This window comes from Sinimarinibacterium thermocellulolyticum (genome assembly GCF_040327995.1).
GTDB classification, from domain to species: domain Bacteria; phylum Pseudomonadota; class Gammaproteobacteria; order Nevskiales; family Nevskiaceae; genus Solimonas; species Solimonas thermocellulolyticum.
In genome coordinates this window covers 1-22,243 of record NZ_JBEPIJ010000025.1, presented here as the reverse complement: position 1 = coordinate 22,243, position 22,243 = coordinate 1, and the positions used below count along the sequence as shown (strand labels likewise).

The window sequence follows — 22,243 nt, the reverse complement described above, 5'->3', positions numbered from 1 at the left end:
CAAAATGCGGCGTATACAAATACACTATGTATTGCACTGTATATCGTCTAAGATCGCCCGGCAAGCCCCGGAGCGCCGATGACCGCGAATCCTGCCCCACGAGTGCGCAAGACACGCCTGAGCCGCGAAGAACAAAAGGCGGCCCGCGGCCAGGCGCTGCTCGCCGCGGCCTGGGAGGCCTTCCTCGAGAAGGGTTACGAGGCGGTCACGATCGACGAGGTCGCCGAGCGCGCCGGCTATTCGCGCATGCCGGTGTACTCACTGTTCGGCGACAAGCAGACGCTGTTCTTCGAGCTGTGGCGCAGCACGGTCACACAACTCGAAGGCATGCTGTTCGCGGCGATCAAACCCGGCGTGCCGCTCACCCGCAACCTGCGTCTGCTCGCCGAGGCCATTGCCAGTAGCGGCGCGCAAGATCCGGCGGCCAACCCCGGGGAGCGCTTGTTCTTCGTCGTCCAGACCATCGCGCTGAGCCGACCCGACATCGCCGAGCGCCTCGAAGCCCTCGCCCGCAAGGTGGTCGACGACGTCGCCGAGATCGTGCGCAACTCCACGCTGGCCGAACACGAGCGCCTGCGCGCCGCGCCGGAAGTGATCGCCGCGCACCTGGTCGCGCAGATCAACGGACTGGCCACGGTGCAGTTCCAGACGCGCAGGCGCTATGCGCGCTCGCGCGAGCTGACGGCGATCTTCACGGCGATCGCGCTCAAAGACCGCGATGAGTAAGGCGCCGCTCGGGGCGCGGCTCGGCGCGGCGACGCTGCCGCGCCTGGCCGGCCGCTCGATCGACGGCGCGCCGATCGAGTGGCCGCACTATCCGCGTCGCTTCGACAGGCGCATCTGTCACCTCGGCATCGGCCGCTTTCATCGCGCGCATCAGGCACGCGTGCTGCACACGCTGTTGCAGCAGGGTGACGCCGAGGGTTGGGGGTTGTGCGCCATCGGACTGCGCGGGCAGGACCGTCCGACACTCGATGCGCTGCGCGCGCAGGACGGCCTCTACAGCCTGACCGAGACCGACGGCGCCTCGCGACGCATTCGCGTGATCGGCTCGATCATGCAGTGCATCGATGCCAGCAGCGACGCAAGTGAGGCGATCGCAACGATCGCCGATGCGACCACGCGCATCGTCTCGCTGACGATCACCGAGGCCGGGTACTGCCTCGACGCCAACGGGAGACTCGATCTTCGCCACGCCGACATCGCCCACGACCTCGCTGATGCAGCATCGCCGCGCAGCGCGCCGGGTCTGCTCGTGCGCGCGCTCGAGCTTCGGCGCCGCATCGGCGGCCATGGTTTGACGCTGATGTCCTGCGACAACCTGATCGACAACGGCAAGCGCCTGCGCACGGCCCTCGTCGATCTCGCGCGTGCCCGCGATCCGGCGCTGGCGCAGTGGATCGACGCGCACTGCCGCTTTCCGTGCTCGATGGTCGACCGCATCACGCCGGGCGCCGACCCCGAACGCGAACGCGCGCTGTGCGAAGAACTGGGTGTGCACGACGCCGCCCCGGTGCTCTGCGAAAACTGGCTGCAGTGGGTGGTCGAGGACGATTTCGCCGATGGCCGCCCGGCCTTCGAGCGCGCCGGCGTCGTGCTCTGCGACGACGTACCCGCTCACGAACGCCTCAAGGTCGGCCTGCTCAACGGCGGGCATTCGGCCATCGCCCATATCGGCCTTCTTCGTGGACACCGCGGCGTGCACGAGGCCATGGCGGATCCGCTCATCGCCGGCTGGCTCGCCACGTATCTACACTGCGTGGCCGAAACGCTCGACGCCCCGCCCGGCATCGATGTCGACGACTACTGCGCGTCGCTGACCCGCCGCTTCGGTAACGCCGCGCTCGACGACACGCTGCTGCGCCTCGCCGAGGACAGCTCGGCCAAATTCCGGCAGACGCTGCTGCCGCCGCTACGCCAGCGCATCGCCCGTGGCATGAGCGTCGACGTGCTCGCGCGCGCCGTGGCCCTGTGGCTGCACTACCTCGCACGGCTGCCGGCGGACGGCGGCGATTATCGCGACGTGGCCGCCGCTGCGCTCGTGCCGCTCGCACGCGCCGCAGAAGGCAGCAGCGAGAGCTGGGCTTTCGTGCGCACGGCCCTCGCCCTCACCGAGCACGAGGCGGCCGTGGTCTGCGCGGCCGTCGACGGCCATCTGCACGTGCTGACGCAGTCCGGCGTCGCAGCCCTCGCCACGCCGTGATCCTGTCCGTCGCGTATCGAAGATCCGGCGAAGTCGCAGGGATGCGGGTTCTCTATACTGCGGCGCCGCTTCGGCGACACCGACGTCCATGAGCCCGCTGCCCCACGCCCACGGCGGCCCGCCGCTGCAGGCGCAATTGCGCGCAACGCCCGAGGACTTCGTCGTCGACGAGCTGCAGGACATCGTGCCCGACGGCAGCGGTGAGCACGCCTGGCTGGTGGTGAAAAAGCGCGGCGCGAACACCGAGTGGGTGGCAAAGGGGCTGGCGCGCTTCGCCGGCGTGGCACCGATGGACGTGAGCTACGCCGGCGTGAAGGACCGGCACGCGCTGACGACACAAGTGTTCACGGTGTATCTGCCGGGACGTGCATCGCCGGACTGGTCGCAGCTCGGACTCGAAGGGGTCGAGGTGCTCGAACACCGCCGGCATCGGCGCAAGCTCAAGCGCGGCGCGCTGCGTGGCAATCGTTTCGGCATCGTGCTGCGCGCCATTCGCGGCGACCGCGCGGCGGCCGAGGCCAGGCTCGCGGCAATCGCAACGCGCGGCGTGCCCAACTACTTCGGCGAGCAGCGCTTCGGCCTGGGCGGCGCCAACGTCGAGCGCGCCGAGCGCATGTTCGCCGGTGCGCGCGTCGACCGGGCGCTGCGCTCGATGCTGCTGTCGGCCGCACGCTCGCAGTTGTTCAACGCGGTACTCGCCGAGCGCGTGCGCCGCGACTGCTGGGACCGCGGCCTGCCGGGCGAGGTGTGGTCGCTGGCAGGCTCGCGCTCATGGTTCGGGCCAGAGGCGCCGTCGGCGGAGCTCGACGCTCGACTCGCCGCCTTCGACATCCACCCGAGCGGCCCGCTATGGGGACGCGGCGAGCTGCCCAGCGCCGACGAGGCGCGCGCGCTCGAGCAATCCGTGTGCGCGGAATACGAAACGCTGCGCAGTGGCCTGGAACGCGCCGGCCTCGAACAGGAGCGCCGCGCCCTGCGCCTGATCCCGCAGGCAATGCGCTGGCACTGGCTCGATGCCGACGCGCTGCGGCTCGAATTCGAACTGCCGCCGGGAGCCTACGCCACCGTGGTGCTGCGCGAGCTTACGGACTGGGCGGACGCGAACGCCGCTGCGTAGCTGCACCCGTCAGTCGCTCTGAGACGTCCCACAGCCGCGCCGCGATCAGCGGATCGCGCGCCGTCTTGCTTGGCGGCACCCGCGTCGGCCTGCCGCGGAACTGCATGAATCCATCCGGGCCGTAGAACTCGCCGCCACGCACGTCGGCGGCGGACGCGGCGTGGATGATCGGCCGCGCACCCTGCGCCGCCGTCTGCCCGAAGCCGCGCATCGCGATCTGGAAGGCCACGCCTTCGAGCCAGTCGGTGAGGCTGCGGCGCTGTTCGCTGCGACGCACGTCGCCGATGCCGGTGAGGGAGATGCCCGGATGCGCGGCCACGCTGATCAGCGCAACGCCCGCAGCATCCGCGGGCGTTGCAGTTCCAGCGCGAAGATCAGACACGCCAGCTTGGTCTGCGCGCAGGAACGTGACGACAGATAGCTGCGTTCGGCCCGCAGGTCGTCGAAGTCGATACGGCCGCTGCGCTGCACGATGCTCGACACACTGACCACGCGCGGCGCAGCGGTGGCAGCAGACCCGCGTTGTTGACTAGCACGTCGAGCGATCCGTCGACCGCGGCGACGAACGCGCGGATCGCAGCAAGGTCGCCGAGATCGAGCAGCTGTGGACCGGCATGCGTCTGGTCGCCCTGATCGGGGTGCCGGTATCGCGGTCACGCCACTTCATCATCGGATGGACCTCGGTCTACTCGGTGCACGTGGGCGTGGGGCTCTTCACCCTGATCGTGGCCGCCTGCCGCAGATGGCTGCCCTTCGATGTGCTGGCCATCGCCTTCCTGTGCCTGTCGTGGCCCCTCGGACTGCCCGGGATGGTCGCGTTCGGGCTCTCGGCGTCCAGCATCTGGTGGCTCGTGCTCGGCCGCTTCGTCGCCAGCACGCTGTACACAGCAACTCGTGCTCGAATCGGGCGCAACCGTGCGCTTCACCGTCTGGGTCGGCGTCAGCAGCCTCGACGCGTCAGACCCGCACATCGACGAGCTGCTGCGTCGCGCCGATACCGCGCTGTACCAAGCCAAACGTCAGGAGCGCAATCGCGTCATCGCGGAACGTCCGCCATGACCCGGACCACCTGCGCGCGACGATAGGGACCGTGAGCCGCGCTGTCCCGGCCGCGCGCGGCGGCGTTTCCCGGACTGCATTACCTCGTCGAGCGGTCCTCAGCGATCCCGCACCGGATAGACAAAGGCTGGCGCCTGCGTGCCCGTGCCGGAGTTCGGCGGCGGGGGCGGCAGCGGGGCGCCGCCGACGATGACGCGGCCGTTGTCGTCCCGGTAGGTGAGCCAGGAGACCGTCTTCTGCTTGCCGCGCCCCGGCGCACGGTAATCGCAAACACCCTCGCTGAACACGGCCTGCAACTGTGCCCACTCGGCGTCGGTGAACGGCACCGGACCGTAGTCGTCGTTGCGGTCCAGCGGCTTGAGCTGGCAGTCGAAGTTGTCTGCCGTGCGCGTATCGCCGGCGACCGTGCGCGGCGTGCCGTAGGCGTACAGCGGCTCGAACAGATCGATGCACTCCTGGCCGAAAATCCGCCGACCGTCGAGCAGGGCGCAGGAGTCCTGCACATGCCCCGGGCGGTTGCGCGAGAGTTTGTCGGCGATCGGCAGATCGCTGGTGTCGGCTTCCACGGCGGCGAGCCACTCGTCCATCGCGTCCAGCCCCTGGTAGACCCACTTCAGGTCGCCGATCAGGGGCGCGGTGCCGATCCACATCACGTGATTGCGCGCGCTGCCGTGCTCGCGCTCGATGCGCCAGCGCACCCACCAGGCGTGCACCGAGTCGTGCGCGATGCCGGGATCGGGGCCGACGAAGTTGATGATGGCCACGGTGTCGAGGTTGTTGGCCATGTTGATCATGCCGCTGCGGTAGGCGTTGCCGACCGCGGGGTGATCGGCGCGGATGCGCTCGGGAATCGGCTGGATGTCCACGTCCAGCCCGCCGATCTTCACGTTGAGGTCGACGAACTGCGCCGGCGTGATCAGTCCGGCGCGCAGCGCATTGAGACCGTACTGCACGCCGGTGTTGCCGAGCGGAATGCCGGTGAAGCCGTAGCCGACCTGCTGCTCCGTGGCCTGCCAGACCTCGGGGCTGCGCTGGCCGAAGATGTGCGGCGACCACTCGATGATGCCGCAGCGCTGGCCGGTGGGATTGGTCTCGGGGTGGTAGCTGTCCTCGCCCACGCAATCGCCGGTGACGGCCGTCGCCGCCTTGAACAGGCCCTCGTCGGCGACCACCGCGTTGACGTGGGTCAGATGACCTTCCACCGGCCCCCAAGTCGCCGGATTCCAGACCACGCCGGGCGCCCAGCGGGACGGGTTCTCGAAGTACAGGCGCATCAGGTGCAGATCGAGGAACTGCAGACCGGCGGACAGCGAATCCGGATAGGCGCACATCGTCAGCAGACCCTGGTACAGCCCCGGATAGGCGTTGGCGATGGTGGCCTGAGCGATCGAGCCGCCCGAGCAGCCGGTGCCGATGGTGTAGCGCAGCGGGCCGTACTGCTCGACGAAGCGCTCCTTGGCCATCATGATCGATTCGGCATTGAGCGCGACATCGCAGTTGTGGCCGGTGTTGGCCAGTGCCGTGGAGAGCACCGCGTAACCCTTGCCGAGCGCATAGACGTAGCTCGGCTCGATCAGCGGAATGTCGCCGAAGGTGCCGGAGTAATCGTCCAGCGGCGCATTGCCCGGCGTGTAACGCGCGCCGCAGTTGCCGCCGTGGGTGATCAAGAGCTTGCCGTTCCACTGCGGCTGCGGCGCCCAAGGCTCCCAGGGCGCGTCCGGATTGAACAGCGTCAGGATCTTGTACTGGTCGCGATCCTGATAGCCCAGCTCCTGGCGCACGATGAAGGGCACGGTCTCGCCGGTCTGCGTCGTCGTCATCGCCACGTCATCGGGCGGATTGGCCGGATCATAGGGTTGCAGCGCGACACCGGTTCGCACCAGCGGCGTGTCGTCGCCGAGCGCAGCGCCGACGCCGTCCTGCAGCGGCGCCACCGGACGGTACCAAAAGGTGTACTCGGGCGGCTGGTTGCAGAAGACATCGACCGCGCCTTCCTGGCAGCGGATGCGCTTGATCTCCGGCCGCGAGAAGATCGGCCCTTCGTTGGGATGGTTGCGGATCGTGTGCCGCGACACCGCACCGCCGAGCGATGCGCTCAGGGTGTTCTCGCCCACGCGCAGGCCCTCCACCCGTCCCATCACGCGACCGTTCGCACGCCGGGCGAAGGCGGCGCTGATGTCCGCGCCGTTGAGGCTCACGCGCAGGTCCTCTACCGCGGCACCGTCCGGGAGCCGCACCTCCACCAGCGCATCGCCGCCGCTGATCAGATCGGACCGGTTGGACAAGACCTCGATCACCGGCGCGGCCTGCGCAGCCCCATCCACCGGCGGCACGTTCCCGACCGGATCGCTGCTGCCACAGGCTGCGACGAGCAGCGCTACACCCGCCAGCGTCGATGCGCCGGCAAACCGTCCTCGAATCTGCATTTCCCCTCCTCGACTCCGGATCTCGGGTCGCCTGGACCGTGGCCTTGCGCGGCTCCACCGCAAGCCCGGTCGCGCGACCGCGCCGGCGTCCGCCACACGATCGTCACTGTACGGACAAGTCCGGGGGCGTGTCACGCCGCGCCCCGGGTGTCTGGCTAGTCGCGGCAAACCCGCACGGCGCCCCAAGGCAGGCGCGGAGCCCGCAACGGCGGGCCTTGCGCGCACCGAACGCCCTTTACTTCTTCGACGCCTGCTCCAGCATCCCGGCCATGCCGGGCTTGGGAGCGCCGGGTTGGGCAGCGGCCGGCCGCGGCGGCATGCGCGGCATACCGGGGAAGCCGATGGCGAACTGCTCTTCCATGGTCTTCATCTCGTCTTCGCCGTAGCCCATGGATGCGAGGATTTCCTTGGTGTGTTCGCCGACGATCAGCGGCCGGCCCTGGATCACGCCGGGCGTGTCAGACAGCGAGAACAGCAGGCCGATCTGGTCGAGCTTGCCGACCACCGGATGCGGATAGGACACGACCCACTTGTTCTTCTGCGCCACCGGATCGTCGTGCAGCCGGCGCGAGAACTCGGCATCGACGATCTCCACCGGCACGCCGGCGCCGTCGAGCGTCTCGAAGGCCTCGCTGGCGCGCATCGCCTTGAGCTTGGCGCCGATCTGGCCCGCGTCGGTGACGCCCAGCGCCGACAGCAGCTTGTCCTGTTCGGCCTCGGCGCGCGCGGCGACGCAGATCCATGCATCGGCCGTTTCGTAGATGCGATGGAACGGACCATAGCCGAGCTGGTCGCCACCGATGCGCGGACGCTCAAAGCCGCTGCCGTCGGGCCTTGCCACCGCATAGCTGGTGTTGAGTAGCGCCGCGTTGATGATCGAGGTATCGACGAACTGGCCTTGGCCGGTGCGGTCGCGGTGGTAGATCGCGTTGCAGATGGCGATGGCCGAGAGAAAACCGTTTCCGGTGTCGCCGAAGCTGGTGAAGCTCCACAACGGCCGGCCGATCTCGCCGTTGTCGCCGACGCGGCCCATGCCGCCGTCCTCGAACTGGATGCCGGACAGGCAGGCACCGGTCTGGTCGTTGCCGGGCAGGCTGGCGCGCGGGCCGCGCTCGAAGCCGCGCGTGTGGCAGTAGATCAGCCTGGGGTTGATCTTCTTGAGCGACTCGTAGTCGATCTTCAGGCGCTCGGCGGCGTCGTAGCGCATGTTGTGCTGCACGACATCGGCCTTGGCGACGAGATCGAGCAGGATCTTCATCGCGCGCGGGTCTTTCAAATTGAGCGTGATGCTCTTCTTGCCGCGGTTGGCCATGTAGGCGATGTGCACGCGGTGCCAGAACAGGTCGTAAAGCCCGTTGATCTTGATCACCGTGGCGCCGAGATCGGACAGCAACTGCGTGCCGAAGGGGCCGGCAATGGCCAGGCCCAGATCGAGCACGACGATGCCATCGAGCGGCGCCTTGAGATCCCCCTTCTTCTGCGCGGCGCTGACCGCCTTGGCCTCGGCAATGATCCTCGCGGCCTCGGCCTTGACCTCGTCGGTGTTGGCGCCGGGCGCGACCGGTGGGGCGCCGGGTTTGCCCTGGGTGAGACTCATGTTGTAGGCGTTGCCCACGGTGCGGATCGTGCCGAGCTCGGGATGCTGCATCTCGGTCACGCAGCCGTCTGCGAGGAAGGCCGGGTCGGCCAGCGATTCCTCGATGCTGCGCACCGGCTGCATGGTCATCTCGGCGGTCGCCGCGGCCTCGATCCAGTCCTTGACCGGAAACTTGGCGACGGCCTCGGCGAGCAGCGGCTGGTAGTGCGCCATCACCAGGATTTCTTCCGGGCCGGTGCCGAAGCGGTCCGGATCGTTTTGCACGGTGAGATCGGGCGTCGCGTTGATCGTGTCGCCGGCCGCAGCCTGCAGGATGAAACGCGGGTTCGGCACCCAGTTGTGCAGCCACACACCATCCTTGGCGCGGAAATGCCCCTTGGGCGACTTGCTGTTGAGAATCCAGGTATCGAAGCCCGGCGCATCCGGCTTCTCGGCGCGCTGCCAGACGCCGGCGGCACCGGCGAGCGCGCCTTGTAGCAGCGAAGTCTCGACCCACTGGCCGCGGCCGGTGATCTCGCGTGCGCGCAGCGCCGCGGCGATGCCGAGCGAGGCGTTGAAGAAGGCGCCCAGGCTCGGCCACTGCGAGGCGACGAACAGAGGCCCCGGACGCGGCGCGCCCTGCACCCAGTCCTGCGGAATCTCCAGATCCGGGTAGGGATCGGGCAGGCCGCTGATGTGGTTGAGCGCGCCTTCCGGCCAGCCGCGCTGCTCGAACATCAGCCCGGTACGTGCCTGCACCAGGGCGTCGATGGCTGGACGCGCGCTGTGCGGGTTGTCGCGACCATAGCCGGTGATCGAGCAATAGATCAGGCGCGGGTTGAGCTTGGACAGCGTGGCGTAGTCGATGCCGAGCCTTTCGGTCTCGCCCGGCGCATAGGACTCGACGAGGATGTCCGCCGCTTTCGCCAGTGCCAGCAACACGTCCTTGTCTTCGCTCCTGTTCAGATCCAGGAACGCGCTGCGCTTGCCGCGCTGCCACACCGCGTAGCCGAGCTTGTGCGGGCCGTCGAGCGTGCGCGCCGGATCGCCGCCGGGCGGCTCGATCTTGATGACGTCGGCGCCGTTGTCGCCGAGCAGCATCGTCGTCATCGGCCCGGCGATGCCGGACGTCAGGTCGAGGACTTTCAGATCGTGGAGAACGCCAGCCATGTGATCTCTCGTGATACGGTTGTTTTAGCCCAGCCCGAAGGTCCTGAGCGCATTGCCGGAGGTGATCTTGACGCGATCGGCTTCGGGGATGCCGGCCTCCTTGAACTGGCTGACCACTTGCTTGCGCGAGTTCGGCCAGCAGGTTGCCGGATGCGGGAAGTCGGTCGACCAGTACAGGCAGTCGGGGCCGAAGTATTCGTAGCAGTCTTTCAGGCCACGCGGCTCGTACATGAAGGTGGCGCCGCACTGCAGGCGGAAGGTCTCGCTCGGCGGCCGCTTCACGCCGGGAAAGGTGTAGTGCTGGTTCATGCGCGGATCGAGCAGCGCATCGAAGAACCACGGCAGCCAGCCCAGGCCTGGCTCGACGAACAGCACGCGCATCTTCGGATACTTCTCCAGCGTGCCGGTGAGAATCCACATGCAGATGGTCTCGGCCAGCGGCGCCCACGGCAGGCCGGTGAAGATGCCCTTCTGCGGCGTCGGGTCGCGGCGGAACACGTCCCAGAGTTCCTTTTTCAGATCGAGGTGATTGAGGATCGTCAGGCCCGTCTCCTCGATGGTCTTCCACAACGGCACGTAGCGCTCGTGGTAGAAATCCGGCAGGCCGAGATCGGACGGAAACGGCGTGAGCTGAACGCAGCGCGCCTTACGATCACGCGCCAGACGCTCGACCTCCTTGCAGGCAAAGTCGATGTCGTACAGCGGCAACTGGTAGGCGCACATCAGGCGCACCGGATCGTGCGCGGCGAAGTCCGCCATCGCATTGTTGTAGCCCTGGAACACCTCTTTCCAGTCGTCGCCCATCAACGCCGGGTTGATGATCTTGGCGCCGGCCAGCTCGGGAAAGATCACCTCGGCGTAGACGCCGTCGAGATCCATCGCCTTGAGCTTGCCCTCGGGGTTGAAATGGCCCGGATCCTTGGCCGCTTCGGGATCGACGAAGTCCTCCAGTTCCAGGTTCGGCTGGCCGCCGCGCAACACCTCGGCCGCATACTTCTCGGCCTTCCGGTTGGCCTCGTCCCAGACTGCGTGCAGCTCCTTGCGCAGACGTTGTTTCACCCACTCGTCGGTGAAATGCACGTGGGAATCCACGGACACCAGTTTTTCGGTCGCCAGCTCGCTCATCGCAGTCTCCTCCGGCTCGGTCGGCATACCGATCGACCTTATGGCGCGGACGCGCGGCCCGGCATGCCCCAAACGGGTGAGTTTGCGAAGCCATTTCGAAAAATGAGATCGCTGCGCCGGGATCGCGCGCGCAAACGCCGCCCGGCCCTTTCAGCGCAGCGGCGTCGCCAGCGCCGCCGCCGGTTCGCGATCGCGGTAGAACCACGCGCCCAGCGCCGGCAGCAGGCAGATCGCGCCGAACATGTTGACCAGGAACATGAACGACAGCATCACGCCCATGTCGGCCTGGAACTTGAGCGCCGAGAACATCCAGGTGGCGACACCGACGGACATGGTGATCGCGGTGAACACCGCGGCGCTGCCGCGCTCGACCATAGAACGCTCGAAGGCTTCGCGGAAGCTCACCCGCGGATCGGCCATGTGATGCTGGATGCGCTCGAACAGGTACAGGCCGTAGTCAACGCCGACGCCGACACCAAGGGCGATTACCGGCAGCGTGGCCACCTTCAGGCCGATGCCCAGCGTCGCCATCAGCGCGTTGCAGAACACCGTAACCAGCAGCAGCGGGGTCATCACGCAGATCACGCCGATCCACGAACGGAAGGTCAGATAGCAGAACAGGATCAGCGAGCCGAAGATCGCCAGCAGCATCTTGACCTCGGCCGCGGCCACCGCCTCGTTGGTGGCGGCCATCACGCCGACATTGCCGCTGGCCAGGCGCAGCGTCACGCCATCGACCGGATTGTCTTCGATGAAGCGCTTGATCTCGGCGACCACGTGCTGGATGGTGTCGCCCTCGTGATCCTTCATGAAGATCATGACCTGGATCGCCTTGCAGCCTTCGTTGTTGAGGCCGAGGTTGGGATCGAAGGCCTTGGAGCCGGTGGACAGGCCGACCTGCGAGCGCGGCAGCGCGCGCCAGCGCGGATTGCCCTCGTTGAACGCGGAGATCACAAGCTTGCCGATGCCGGCGACGCTGATCACCGACTGCACGCCCTCGACGCCCTTCATGTACAGCTCGAAGCGGTCGATCAGCTCGACCACCGGATAGTGCAGGCAGGAGTCGCCTTCGAAGCCCGGAGCCTCGGCGATCACCGTCAGCACGTCGACGCCGATGTCGTAGGTGCTGGCGATGACGCGGTTGTCCTGGTTGTAGCGCGAGTCCTCGTGCAGCTCGGGCACGCCCTCGCCGGAATCGCCAATCACCAGCTCGCGCGACTTCCAGGTCGCGCCGGCGAGCAGCGCCAGCGCGATCGCGAACACGCCGACGGCAAAGCGCGGCTCGGCGCAGTTGCCGACCAGTCGAACCAGCGGCGGGCGCTGCGCGATCTTGTCGTCGCCGGCGTGGGCCATCGCCGCGGGCTCCAGGCGCAGATGCGCAAGGATGATCGGCAGGATCATCTTGTTGGTGATGATCATCAGCAGCACGCCGACGCAGGCGGTGATGCCAAGCTCGTGCACGATCGGAATGTCGATCAGCATGATCACGCCGAAGCCCAGTGCTTCGGTCAGCAGGCCGGCGGCACCGGGAATGAACAGCTTGCAGAACGAGGCGTGCGCGGCAGCGACCGGCGTCGCGCCGTTGCCGACCTCCATGCGCCAGGCGTTGGTCATCTGCACCGCGTGCGAGACGCCGATCGAGAAGATCAGGAACGGCACCAGGATCGACATCGGATCGATGCCGTAGCCGAGCAGCGGCAGCACGCCGATCAGCCACAGCACCGGCAGCATCGCGACGAACAGCGCGACCACGGTCGTGCGCAGCGAGCGCGTGTACCAGTACAGCAGCAGCGCGGTGATCGCGAACGCGATCGCGAAGAAGGCGAATACGCCGACCAGCCCCTTGATCACGTCGCCGAGCAGGCGCGCAAAACCGATGATGTTGACCTCGATGTCCGGGTTGTACGACGGGTTCTCGACCGTCTCGACCGAGACCTCGCTGCCGTCGACGATGAATTCCTGCTTGCCCTCGGCGCCGGGCACGTCGCGCAGCACGCGGAACTTCTGCATGCCGAGCATCGCGCCGTAGTCGACGTAACCTTCGGCGACGACCTCGCCGGCGGCAAAGGGCTCGCGCGCCGTTTTCATGCGGTACACGTACTTGACCGGGCTTTCGTAACGGCCGCGGATTTCCTCCAGCTTGGCCTGCACCTCCCAGTAGTCGACCTTGACGCCGGCATCGGGGTCGTACTCGTGCAGGTCAGCCTGCACCATCGCGCCCTTGAGGTCGGTGGCGACGAGCTGGCCGATCTGGCCGGAATGCTCGACGTTGTTGCGCACCCGTTCGAGATCCTCCGCCGTGCCGGAGTAGCGCGCTGGCACCACCGGCTCGCCGCGGAAGCCGTCCTCGGTGATCTCGATGTAGTAGACGTTCGGCGTGAACAGCGACGAGACCTTGGTGCGGTTGATGCCGGGGATGAAGAACACCTCGTCGGTGGTCTCCTGCAGCGCCTTCATGAACGCCGGGTTGTAGATGTCGCCTTCGCCTTTCCAGCGCAGATTCACGAGGATCTTGTTCGCGCCCGAGAAGTCATCCATGTACTGCATCATCGTGCGCATGTACGGATGCTCGATCGGGATCAACTTCAAAAAGCCGGGATCGAGCTGGACCTTGGTCGCGCTGTAACCCAGGGCGAGAGTCACCAGCGTGAAGATCACCGCGAGCATCTTGCGACTGCCGATCAGAACATCGGCCATGCGCGCGACGGCGCGTTCGCTGCGCGTCATGACGCGTCTCCGGTTGCGGTCTGCGGTTGCTTGATGACGAGCCCAGCCTCGCCCGCGGTCAGCCAGCCGCCGGAGGCCAGCGGCTCGATCGCGACCAGGCTGCTGCGGGTGCGCGCGGCGACCTGGGCGAAGCTGCGGCCATCGTCGTCCGAGCGCAGCAGGCTGCCGGACGCGCCGACCAAGAGCGCACGTCCCTTTTCATCGACGCCGCCGCCGAAAAGCGACTCGCCGCCAGGAAGCTGGCTCTCGGTCCAGGTCTGGCCGAGATCCTCACTGCGGTAGACGTGCCCGCGCATGCCGTACACGATCAGCGTCTGCGACGGCAGCGACAGCACGCCGAACAGCGAGCCATCGTAGACCGACGGCAGCTCGGTCCAGGTCTGCCCACCGTCGGTCGAGCGCAGCATAAGACCGCGCTCACCGACCAGGATCAGTGAACCGTCGGCGGCCTGGGTCATGCCGTTGAGATGTTTCTGGCCGCCGAACTCCGCCGCTTCGAAGGCAGCGAAAGGGTCGGCATAGGGATCGACGTTCTCGGCCGGCGCAGCGGGCACATCGCTCGCCGTATCCGAAACGACGACGAGTTCATGCGGCCGCCAGCTCAGGCCGCGGTCCTCGGACACGAGCATCGCGCCGAAGGCGCCGAAGGCGAAGATGCGATCCCCGACCAGCGGCGAGACGCCGAGCAGTGGGTCGCTGCCTTCGGCGAAGGCGACTTCGGTCCACGATTCACCACGGTCCTCGCTGCGCAGAATCCAGCCGTCGTGCCCGACTGCGATCAAAAGACGCTGGTCGATGAAACGCACGCGGGTCAGGGTCGAGCCGCGTTGCGTCGCCGGCGGCACCGTGCGCCACGGCCCTTGGGCGGCGTCGGCGACGAGGATCTGCCCCTGCTCGCCCACCGCGACGAAGCGCTCACCACTGCGATCGACGTCGTTGACCAGCAGCCGGTCCGGATGGACCTGGGTCGCCGGAAACACTGGCGGCTGACGCGGGGAGAACGAATACACCGCGCCGCCGACGACCAATGCCGCCACCAGCAGCGCCGGCCAGCCCAACCGGACACGGGCCACCTGCTGCTGCTGCGCGGTCGCGCACGCCGAATCGTTCATCGATCTCTCCTCTTCTACGCTTGCCCCAGTCTGCCGCCAGGCTATGGCGCTGCGCGATGCACGGCGCATCGACAGTCTGAGCTGCCCGCGCTCGCGCCTGCAAGCGGCCGGCCCACTCCGCTACGGCAGCTCGAACAGCCCCGCCGCCCCCATGCCGCCGCCGATGCACATCGTCACGACGACGTACTTCACGCCGCGGCGGCGCCCCTCGATCAGCGCATGCATGACCATGCGCGCCCCCGACATGCCGAACGGATGGCCGATCGCGATCGCACCGCCGTCCACATTGAGCCTGTCCTGCGGAATCCCGAGCGTGTCACGGCAGTACAGCACCTGGCTGGCGAAGGCCTCGTTGAGCTCCCACAGGCCGATGTCCGAAACCGCCAGGCCATGCTGCGCGAGCAGCTTGGGCACCGCGTAGACCGGGCCGATGCCCATCTCGTCCGGCCGGCAGCCGGCGACGGCGATGCCGCGATAAATGCCCAGCGGCGCAAGGCCGCGGTCCTTGGCCGCCTTGTCGCTCATCACGACCACGGCGGCGGCGCCGTCCGACAGCTGCGAGGCATTGCCGGCGGTGATGAATCGGCCTTGCTTGACGAACTGGCCGTTCTTCCACACCGGCTGGAGCGCGCTCAGCCCCTCCAGCGTGGTGTCGGGGCGATTGCCTTCGTCCCGGCCCAGGGTCACCGGCTGCTTCTCGGTCGGGTTGCCGTCCTTGTCGTAGAGCTGCTTGTCGACGGTGATCGGCACGATCTCCTCGTCGTAGCGCCCGGCGGCCTGCGCTGCGGCCGTGCGCTGCTGGCTCAGCAGGCTGTATTCGTCCTGCGCGGCGCGCGAAATCTTGTAGCGCTCGGCGACGATCTCGGCCGTCTCGATCATCTGGATGTACGCGGTCGGCTGCGCCGCGAGCACCGCGTTCGAAACGGCGCGGTAGCTGTTCTTGTGCTTGTTCTGCACCAGCGAGATCGACTCCACGCCGCCGGCGACGACGATGTCCTGCTCGCCGGCGATGACGTTCTTGGCGGCGAAGCCGATCGCCATCAGACCGGAGCCGCATTGGCGATCCAGGGTCATGCCCGGCACGGAATCCGGCAAACCCGCGGTATAGGCACACAGCCGGCCGAGGTTGTAGGCCTGCGTGCCCTGCTGCGCGGCGCAGCCGAGGATGACGTCATCGACCTCCCTCGGGTCGATGCCGGCGCGCGCAACCGCATGCCGGATCACATGGCCGCCGAGTACCGGGGCTTCGGTGTCGTTGAACGCGCCGCGATACGCCTTGCCGATGCCGGTGCGCGCCACCGACACGATCACTGCTTGGTTTTTCATGCAGCTACGCTACGTGGGCCCGCGGGCGCCGGCTTCATTCAAAAGTAGTAGCGCGAGATCGTATCGACCACACAGGCCGGCTTGGCCTCGTTCTCGATCTCCACCGTCAGGCGCAGGATCGACTGCAGGCTGCCGTCCTTGGCGCGCTCCACGGATACCAGCTCACCGCGGCCGCGGATGCGCGCGCCGACCCGCACCGGCGCCGGGAAGCGCACCTTGTCGCAACCGTAGTTGACGCCCATTCTCATGTTGCGCACCTCGATCAGCTCAGGCATGAAGCGCGCCGCCAGCGCCAGCGTCAGATAACCGTGGGCGATGCAGGCACCGAAGGGACCGTCCTTGGCCCTGACCGGATCGACGTGGATCCACTGATGGTCGTCGGTCGCATCGGCGAACAGGTTCACGCGCTCCTGCGTCACCGTCATCCACTCGGTGACGCCGAGGTCACGGCCGGCGGCGGCGAGCAGGGCATCGGCGGATTCAAACACGATCATGCTGGGCTCCGGAGTTGCGGTTCCCCTCTCCCGCAGGCGGGAGAGGGTGGCCCGTCAGGGCCGGGAGAGGGCGCGCCCTCACGCGCGCTGGCTGGATGCGGAAATCACTTCGCCGACCAGATACGAGGCGTAGTCGGAGGCGAGGAACACCATCACGTTGGCGATCTCCCAGGCTTCGGCACCGCGGCCGAAGGCTTCGCGGCTCGCGAGCTGGGTCAGCAGTTCCTCGGGCGCACTCTTGCGCAGATGCTCGTGGAACACGATCGACGGTGACACCGCGTTGATGCGCACGCCGTACTCGGCGGCCTCGAGGCCGGCGCAGCGGGTCAGCGCCATCACCCCGGCCTTGGCCGCGGCGTAGTGCGCCTGCTCGGTCTGCGCGCGCCAGCCGAGCACGGAGGCGTTGTTGACGATCGCGCCGCGGCGGCGCGGCTGCATCTTGCGCAGCATCGCGCGCGTCATGCGGAAGGTGCCGTTGAGCGTGACGTCGATGACCTTGAGCCACTCCTCGTCGCTCATGTCGACGACACGCCTGCTGCCGCCGAGCCCGGCGTTGTTGATCAGCACGTCGACGCCGCCAAGCTTGTCCTCGGCTTCGTCCACCAGCGCCTGCACCTGGTCCTCCTGAGTGACGTCGCAGACCTGGCCCAGCACCAGGGCCTGCGGGAACGCCTGCGCCAGCGTCTGCGCGGCTTCCGCGGTACGGCGCGGGTGCATGTCCGACAGCACTAAGCCGCGCGCACCCTCTTCGAGGCAGCGCTTGGCGGCGGCAAAGCCGATGCCGGCGCCGGCGGCGGCGGTGATCAGCACCGACTTGCCGGCCAAAAGGCCGTGCGGCGCAACGTAAGGCGGGGGCGGCACGAAAGTCCGGGTCATGGTCGATCCTCGATCGCGGCGCAGTGTGCACCGCGCGCTCGTCGCCGACTTCGCCCGTTGGGACGAGACCCCGGCCGGAGCCAGCGTGGCAGCCGACGGCATCCGGCGATTGACGGATGCCGCGCTCGGGTTTATAACCGGTACCGGCATGGGTATATCATGCGGAGGAGACGATGGAGATCCGCGCGAAGCATCTCACCGGCCGCGGTACCAGGACTGTCCCATGAACGGGCCCGCACCCTTGTGGAATCCCTACGCGGCGGGCGCTCTGCTGGGTGCCGGGCTGCTGCTCACCTTCGTGCTGACCGGGCACGGCCTGGGCGCCAGCGGTGCGACGACTGCGCTGGCCGCCGCCGGCAGCCAGCTGATTGCGCCCGAGGCGACGGCGGCGAACGCCTACTTCGGTCCGATGGTCGCGGATGGGCGTCAGGTGCTGGACACGTGGATCGTCTGGCAAGTGATCGGCGTGGCGCTGGGCGGCCTCGCCGGCGCACTGAGCGCCGGTCGCTTCCGCTGGCAGGTGGATGGCCCGCGCCGACTCGGCGTGCCGGCCCGGCTGCTGCTCGCGGTCATCGGCGGTGCCCTGGCCGGCTTTGGAGCGCGCCTGTCGCTGGGTTGCACCAGCGGCCTCGGACTCTCCGGCGCATCGACGCTGGCAACGGCGGGCTTTCTGTTCCTGATCGGTTTTTTCGCGACGGGAGCCGCCCTCGGGCTGCTCACGCGGAGGCTTTGGCAATGACCTTCCCCCTCGATTACGCCGGCCCGATCTCGGGCTTGCTGTGTGGATCCTTGTTCGGCTTCGCGCTGGAGCGCGCCGGCTTCGCCAGCGGCTGCAAGCTGACCGCGCAGTTGCGGTTCAGCGATTGGGCGGTGTTCAAAGTGATGTTCACCGCGATCCTGGTCGCCGCCACCGGCCTGTACGCCTTGCAAGTGTTCGGTTTGATGAACAAGGCGGATGTGTTCATCCCGACGACGTACTTCTGGGCGACGTTGCTCGGCGGCGTCGGCGTCGGCGCGGGCATGGCGATCGGCGGCTACTGCCCGGGCACCTCGGTGGTGAGCTGCATGTCCGGACGGCTCGACGGCCTGGTCTTCCTCGCCGGCATCGTCCTCGGCACGATCGCGTTCGCCGGCGCATACGGCAGCCTCGAACCGCTGTTGACCGCATTGCCCGGCCCCGAGGCGCAGACGGTCGATGAGCTGCTGCACGTTCCCGCGTGGGTGATCCTCTTGGCCTTGCTCGCGGTGTTCGCTGCCGTGGCCTGGTGGACGCGCACCGGCGCGGCGCCTGCGGACCCGACGGCGCTGCGCATCGACGCTCGTGCGACCGGGAGCGCGTCATGAGCCGGCGCCGGCAGCGCACGACACTGTCCGCCTCGCTCACGGGGCTGATGCTCGCGCTCGCGGCGAGCGCGCACGCAGCGGAGGATGCCGCGCCGCCCGAGGGCAAGTCCGCGCCCGACCCGGCGGCCGCCTCGGATGCGCCGCGCGACGAGACCGGCGGTGCGAATCCGACATCGCCCGCCGATCGCGACGCACCGGCGACACCGTCCCGCACACGGCCGAGCAGCCCCTGCGCGCTGCCGCGCAAGCGGCGCAGCAGCCCATGCGCCCTGGGGGATTGACGGTCGGGCCTACCACCGGTGCGCTGCCGTGGCAGTCGTCCGCGGAACGGCGCCGCGCACGGCGTGCCGGCCGTCAATTGGTGATGCTGCTGCACGCTCTGGCCGCACGCGGCCTGCGCTTGACCGCATTGCTGTACGGTGAGGCCCCCACGCCTTGGGCCGTTTACCCCGCGGCCGTGCGTACCGCGGGATCGGGCCGCTATCGCTATTTTTTTCACGTCCACGACCGTCACAGCCGCGCGGAGGTCGGGCATTTCCACTTGTTCGACCACGGCGACGGGCGAGGCCCCGGCAGCCATTTGATCGGCCTTGCCATCGACGGCGACGGCCTACCGGTACGACTGTTCGCGACCAATCCCTGGGTCACCGCCGAACGGCCCTGCACCGCCGCGCTGGCGCTACGGCATCTGGGGCAGTTCGCACCCCGAGGCGACGACGAGACGTGCACGCTGATCGGCCGCTACCTCGGCCTGGTGCTCGCCGTCTTCATGCCCCAGGTCCGGTCGGTGCTCGAAGCGCGCGACCAGCGCCTGCGGAAGACGCCGCGTCTGGCCGCGGATAGGCGGGTGCCGGTTCTGAGCGCGCGGCGCATCTGTCTGCGTCGTCAGTTCCGCGATCTCGATCGTCACGAGGAGGAGGTTTGGCCATGAATCACCGATCAGGCGCCTTGCGGCTGTGGGCGCTGCTGCTGCTGGCGTTCACGTCATACCCGGCTGCGGCCAGCCCCCTGCCGGGCCCGGTCGTCTCGGCACAGTGGTTGAACGCACACCGCGATGCGGTCGTGATTCTCGACGTCCGCGACGACCTCGACAGCTTCACGCGGGCACCAGCGTATGAGGTCGATGAGCAGACCAAGGCGCGAGTTTTGGTCGGCGTCGGCGGGCGCATCCCCGGCGCCTTGCCGGTGGATTTCGCCGCCATCCGCGTCGATCGCAAGCTTGGGCAAAGCACCCTCAGCAAGATGCTGCCCGATGCGCAGACTTTCGAGCGCCTGATGCGCACGGCCGGCCTGCCTGCCGGACGGCCGATCGTCATCGCATCGACCGGCGATGCGCCGGATCAGATCGAGCAGGCGACGCGCCTCTACTGGACGCTGCGCGTGTTCGGCGCGCAGCAAGTCGCGATACTCGACGGCGGCGTCGCCGCCTGGCTGGAGCAGGGCTATCCGGTGACGACCGAGGCCGCCCCGGCCGGCACCGGCGACTGGCGTGCGCAAGACCCGCAGGCCGCGCTGATCAGCAGCGCGGACGACGTGCGCGCGGCCATCGGAAAACGACAGATCGTCGATGCCCGCCCGCTCCCGCAGTTCCTCGGCCTTCAATTCAAAAAGCCGACGGTGCTCTACGGCGGCCACATCCAAGGCGCGCGCAACTTCCCGACCGATGTCCGCTACCGCACCAGAGGCATCGCACAGCACTTCCTGACCCCGGGTGAATATCGCTACGCCATGGCCGCTCAGGCGATCGATCCGGATGCCCCGACGATCACTTACTGCAACACCGGGCACTTGGCATCCGGGCTGTGGTTCATCTTCCACGGCATCCTCGACAACGGCGATGTGCGCCTCTTTGACGGCTCCATGCACGAATGGACCACGCTCGGCTACCCCGTGGTCGGCCCCGACACCTGACCCACCGCGGAGCCCGCGAGCGCGCATCACGATCCGTTGCCCATGCGGTTCTGCCGCCGGGTCGGCGTGCTGCTCGCCGCGCCGATCGTGGCGCAGGCATCGGCGCAGCTCGTGATGTACACCGCCGCCGATTGCGCGGCCTGCCTGGCGTTCGAACGCGAGGTCGGCGATCGCTACCCGCGCAGTGACGTGGCGTCGGTGCTGCCCTTGAAACGTCGGCCTTACGACCCCGAGGACGCGCTGCCGGCGAGCGGATCGGCGCCGGTGCGCGGTACGCCGACCTTCGTCGCCGTCTGCGACGGCCGTGAAATCGACCGCATCGTCGGCTATCAGAGCGACGAACTGTTCTGGATGCGCGTCGAGGCGATCATCCAGCGCCTGCCCCCGGACTGCCGGTGACTGAGGAAATCAGAACTCGAACGCGTCGCGCTTGCCGCCGGCGATCTTGCGTAGCAGCTCCTCGATCGCACCGGGGCTGGTGATCAGCTTGCCGAACGTGGCCATCGTCAGATCCGGATGCCACACGGCCATGCGAAACCGCATGTGCATCGCGATCACTTCGCGCTCGGCCACCATCATTTGATAAGGCAGATATGCCGTGGTCTTGATGTCGAACTTCTGATCGACGGTGTCGGCCATGATGGTCTTGTCGTTGGCGCGCGTATCGCTCACCCGCGCCCGGGAGACGCCGAATACCGTCTGTTGCTTGCCCGGAATCTGCACCCGATAGACCAGCGCCGCGCCGCCGACCTGTTTTTCGAGATTGCGGGTCACGGTGTCCACCGCGGCCTCGTAGGACGGGTGTGTGCCCAAACGGTAGAAGTCGTCGAAACGCTCCATGCCCACCATGTAGCGGTAGTTCCGCAGTTGTTCGGGGCTGCGCCCTTGCTCGGCCCCGAAGGTCTTTTCGGCGCCCAGTGCCTCGGCCAGGCGCTGCTTGCTCGCCGACAAATCGGCATCCATCCGGTAGGCGGCGGCGAGATAGTCGAGATTGAGGTAACTCACCTGGATCACGCCGTCGACCTGGGTGGCGGCCACGTGCTCAACGGCGCCGAATCCGCCGTAGGGCGTCGCGGCAGCGGCTTGGAGCAGGGCCGGCTCGGTGACGGCGACGACGTGGGCGCCGGCGTAAGGGGCGTATTCGCCAACGATTTGAAATCCGGCACCGGAGAGCTTGTCCTTGATGGACTGGACCGCCGCTTGCAGCTCCCCGGTCGTGGTCTGGGCCAGCACGTAAGGCTGGATTGGCTGCGCCGACGCCGGCAGCGGGCCGGTCAACCCCGGCAGCAGTCCCAACAGCAGAATCAGGTGTCGCGCGCGCTTGTTCATGTGGATCTCCTTCGTCGATTGCGAACGGACTTCTCGCGGGTCAAAGCCGCGCCGATGCGCCTGCGCCTCGGCCGGGCTTTCAGTCGAAGCGCAAGCTGATGCCCATGGTGATCTCCCACTGATGCATGTCGAGCAGGATGTCCTGGTCGTTGGCATCCACGCCGAAGGCGGTCTGGTTGGACGGGGCATCGAGGACCAGATCGAGCGCCGTCGCCTCGGTATTGCTCAAGGGATTCTTGCCGCGCACGGGGTTGGATTTGGCATACATCGCCGCGAACTCCAGACCCAGACGCCGCGAGTACTGATAGGCGAGGCCGGCGGTGAAATCGTAAGCTTCCCCGTCAAGGCGACAGTTCAAAAGTAGAGTTCCTGGCGGCTTGAGAATACTCGACTGGCGTCATGTCGCCGAGCGAGTCATGGGGTCGGTCTTCGTTGTATTCGAGCATCC

The 22,243-nt window shown here is 67.8% G+C and carries 22 protein-coding genes; 10 read left to right on the top strand and 12 right to left on the bottom strand.

Annotated elements, in window-relative coordinates:
* The first annotated feature begins 78 nt into the window (after nt 1-78).
* The 3 genes from ABSH63_RS14730 to truD all read left to right on the top strand — a co-directional run bounded on the left by ABSH63_RS14730 (nt 79) and on the right by truD (nt 3,320).
* Nucleotides 79-726, top strand: coding sequence for a TetR/AcrR family transcriptional regulator (locus tag ABSH63_RS14730; protein ID WP_352890732.1), 648 nt, complete (start codon nt 79-81; stop codon nt 724-726).
* The gene (locus tag ABSH63_RS14725) at nt 719-2,203 is read left to right on the top strand and encodes a mannitol dehydrogenase family protein (protein ID WP_352890730.1); all 1,485 of its coding nucleotides are present in this window, start codon (nt 719-721) and stop codon (nt 2,201-2,203) included. The genes ABSH63_RS14730 and ABSH63_RS14725 overlap by 8 nt, the downstream gene beginning before the upstream one ends.
* 88 nt (nt 2,204-2,291) lie before the next feature.
* The gene (truD, locus tag ABSH63_RS14720) at nt 2,292-3,320 is read left to right on the top strand and encodes a tRNA pseudouridine(13) synthase TruD (RefSeq protein WP_352890728.1); all 1,029 of its coding nucleotides are present in this window, start codon (nt 2,292-2,294) and stop codon (nt 3,318-3,320) included.
* Here truD and ABSH63_RS14715 read toward each other — a convergent pair.
* Both ABSH63_RS14715 and ABSH63_RS14710 read right to left on the bottom strand, forming a co-directional pair.
* A complete protein-coding gene (locus tag ABSH63_RS14715) occupies nt 3,286-3,639 on the bottom strand; it encodes an SDR family NAD(P)-dependent oxidoreductase (protein ID WP_352890726.1) in 354 nt (117 codons plus the stop codon). The two genes, truD and ABSH63_RS14715, sit on opposite strands and share 35 nt — an antisense overlap.
* Before the next feature lie 5 nt (nt 3,640-3,644).
* A complete protein-coding gene (locus ABSH63_RS14710) occupies nt 3,645-3,812 on the bottom strand; it encodes a hypothetical protein (protein ID WP_352890725.1) in 168 nt (55 codons plus the stop codon).
* A 402-nt stretch (nt 3,813-4,214) separates the two neighbouring features.
* Between ABSH63_RS14710 and ABSH63_RS14705 the strand changes: the two genes are divergently transcribed.
* Entirely contained in the window at nt 4,215-4,379 is a 165-nt protein-coding gene (locus tag ABSH63_RS14705) for a diguanylate cyclase domain-containing protein (RefSeq protein ID WP_352890723.1), read from the top strand.
* A gap of 98 nt (nt 4,380-4,477) precedes the next feature.
* Here ABSH63_RS14705 and ABSH63_RS14700 read toward each other — a convergent pair whose 3' ends face one another.
* The 8 genes from ABSH63_RS14700 to ABSH63_RS14665 all read right to left on the bottom strand — a co-directional run bounded on the left by ABSH63_RS14700 (nt 4,478) and on the right by ABSH63_RS14665 (nt 17,211).
* On the bottom strand, nt 4,478-6,805 hold the full coding sequence (locus ABSH63_RS14700; RefSeq protein ID WP_352890721.1) for a DUF6351 family protein: 2,328 nt from the start codon (nt 6,803-6,805) through the stop codon (nt 4,478-4,480).
* A 235-nt stretch (nt 6,806-7,040) separates the two neighbouring features.
* Entirely contained in the window at nt 7,041-9,551 is a 2,511-nt protein-coding gene (locus ABSH63_RS14695; protein WP_352890719.1) for a CaiB/BaiF CoA transferase family protein, read from the bottom strand.
* A gap of 24 nt (nt 9,552-9,575) precedes the next feature.
* Nucleotides 9,576-10,676: an amidohydrolase family protein gene (locus ABSH63_RS14690; RefSeq protein ID WP_352890717.1), complete on the bottom strand. Its 1,101-nt coding sequence runs from the start codon at nt 10,674-10,676 to the stop codon at nt 9,576-9,578.
* Nucleotides 10,677-10,826: 150 nt separating this feature from the next.
* On the bottom strand, nt 10,827-13,403 hold the full coding sequence (locus ABSH63_RS14685) for an efflux RND transporter permease subunit (protein ID WP_352890716.1): 2,577 nt from the start codon (nt 13,401-13,403) through the stop codon (nt 10,827-10,829).
* Nucleotides 13,400-14,515 (bottom strand): WD40/YVTN/BNR-like repeat-containing protein, encoded by a 1,116-nt coding sequence (locus tag ABSH63_RS14680; RefSeq protein ID WP_352890714.1) that lies wholly within the window; start codon nt 14,513-14,515, stop codon nt 13,400-13,402. The genes ABSH63_RS14685 and ABSH63_RS14680 overlap by 4 nt, the downstream gene beginning before the upstream one ends.
* Before the next feature lie 120 nt (nt 14,516-14,635).
* Nucleotides 14,636-15,841 carry an acetyl-CoA C-acyltransferase gene (locus ABSH63_RS14675; protein ID WP_352890712.1) on the bottom strand — a complete coding sequence of 402 codons (1,206 nt, stop codon included), beginning with the start codon at nt 15,839-15,841 and terminating at the stop codon, nt 14,636-14,638.
* Nucleotides 15,842-15,879: 38 nt separating this feature from the next.
* A complete protein-coding gene (locus ABSH63_RS14670; RefSeq protein WP_352890710.1) occupies nt 15,880-16,335 on the bottom strand; it encodes a MaoC family dehydratase in 456 nt (151 codons plus the stop codon).
* Nucleotides 16,336-16,413: 78 nt separating this feature from the next.
* On the bottom strand, nt 16,414-17,211 hold the full coding sequence (locus ABSH63_RS14665; RefSeq protein ID WP_352890708.1) for an SDR family oxidoreductase: 798 nt from the start codon (nt 17,209-17,211) through the stop codon (nt 16,414-16,416).
* Between ABSH63_RS14665 and ABSH63_RS14660 the strand changes: the two genes are divergently transcribed.
* From ABSH63_RS14660 to ABSH63_RS14635, 6 genes are read left to right on the top strand one after another with little or no spacing between them, the layout of a single operon-like run.
* On the top strand, nt 17,210-17,950 hold the full coding sequence (locus ABSH63_RS14660) for a YeeE/YedE thiosulfate transporter family protein (RefSeq protein ID WP_352890706.1): 741 nt from the start codon (nt 17,210-17,212) through the stop codon (nt 17,948-17,950). The two genes, ABSH63_RS14665 and ABSH63_RS14660, sit on opposite strands and share 2 nt — an antisense overlap.
* Nucleotides 17,947-18,555: a YeeE/YedE thiosulfate transporter family protein gene (locus ABSH63_RS14655; RefSeq protein ID WP_352890704.1), complete on the top strand. Its 609-nt coding sequence runs from the start codon at nt 17,947-17,949 to the stop codon at nt 18,553-18,555. Before ABSH63_RS14660 ends, ABSH63_RS14655 begins: the two co-directional genes overlap by 4 nt.
* Nucleotides 18,552-18,836, top strand: coding sequence for a hypothetical protein (locus tag ABSH63_RS14650; RefSeq protein WP_352890702.1), 285 nt, complete (start codon nt 18,552-18,554; stop codon nt 18,834-18,836). The genes ABSH63_RS14655 and ABSH63_RS14650 overlap by 4 nt, the downstream gene beginning before the upstream one ends.
* On the top strand, nt 18,818-19,486 hold the full coding sequence (locus tag ABSH63_RS14645; RefSeq protein ID WP_434223282.1) for a DUF6969 family protein: 669 nt from the start codon (nt 18,818-18,820) through the stop codon (nt 19,484-19,486). Before ABSH63_RS14650 ends, ABSH63_RS14645 begins: the two co-directional genes overlap by 19 nt.
* Nucleotides 19,483-20,466, top strand: coding sequence for a sulfurtransferase (locus tag ABSH63_RS14640; protein ID WP_352890698.1), 984 nt, complete (start codon nt 19,483-19,485; stop codon nt 20,464-20,466). Before ABSH63_RS14645 ends, ABSH63_RS14640 begins: the two co-directional genes overlap by 4 nt.
* Before the next feature lie 42 nt (nt 20,467-20,508).
* Complete coding sequence (locus tag ABSH63_RS14635; protein ID WP_352890696.1) at nt 20,509-20,865, top strand: thioredoxin family protein; 357 nt, start codon at nt 20,509-20,511, stop codon at nt 20,863-20,865.
* 9 nt (nt 20,866-20,874) lie between these two features.
* On the opposite strand, the gene ABSH63_RS14630 is transcribed toward ABSH63_RS14635, so the two are convergent.
* Entirely contained in the window at nt 20,875-21,795 is a 921-nt protein-coding gene (locus ABSH63_RS14630) for a hypothetical protein (protein WP_352890694.1), read from the bottom strand.
* A 79-nt stretch (nt 21,796-21,874) separates the two neighbouring features.
* Nucleotides 21,875-22,153, bottom strand: a complete 279-nt coding sequence (locus ABSH63_RS14625) for a hypothetical protein (RefSeq protein ID WP_352890692.1) — start codon at nt 22,151-22,153, stop codon at nt 21,875-21,877.
* Between the last annotated feature and the right edge of the window lie 90 nt (nt 22,154-22,243).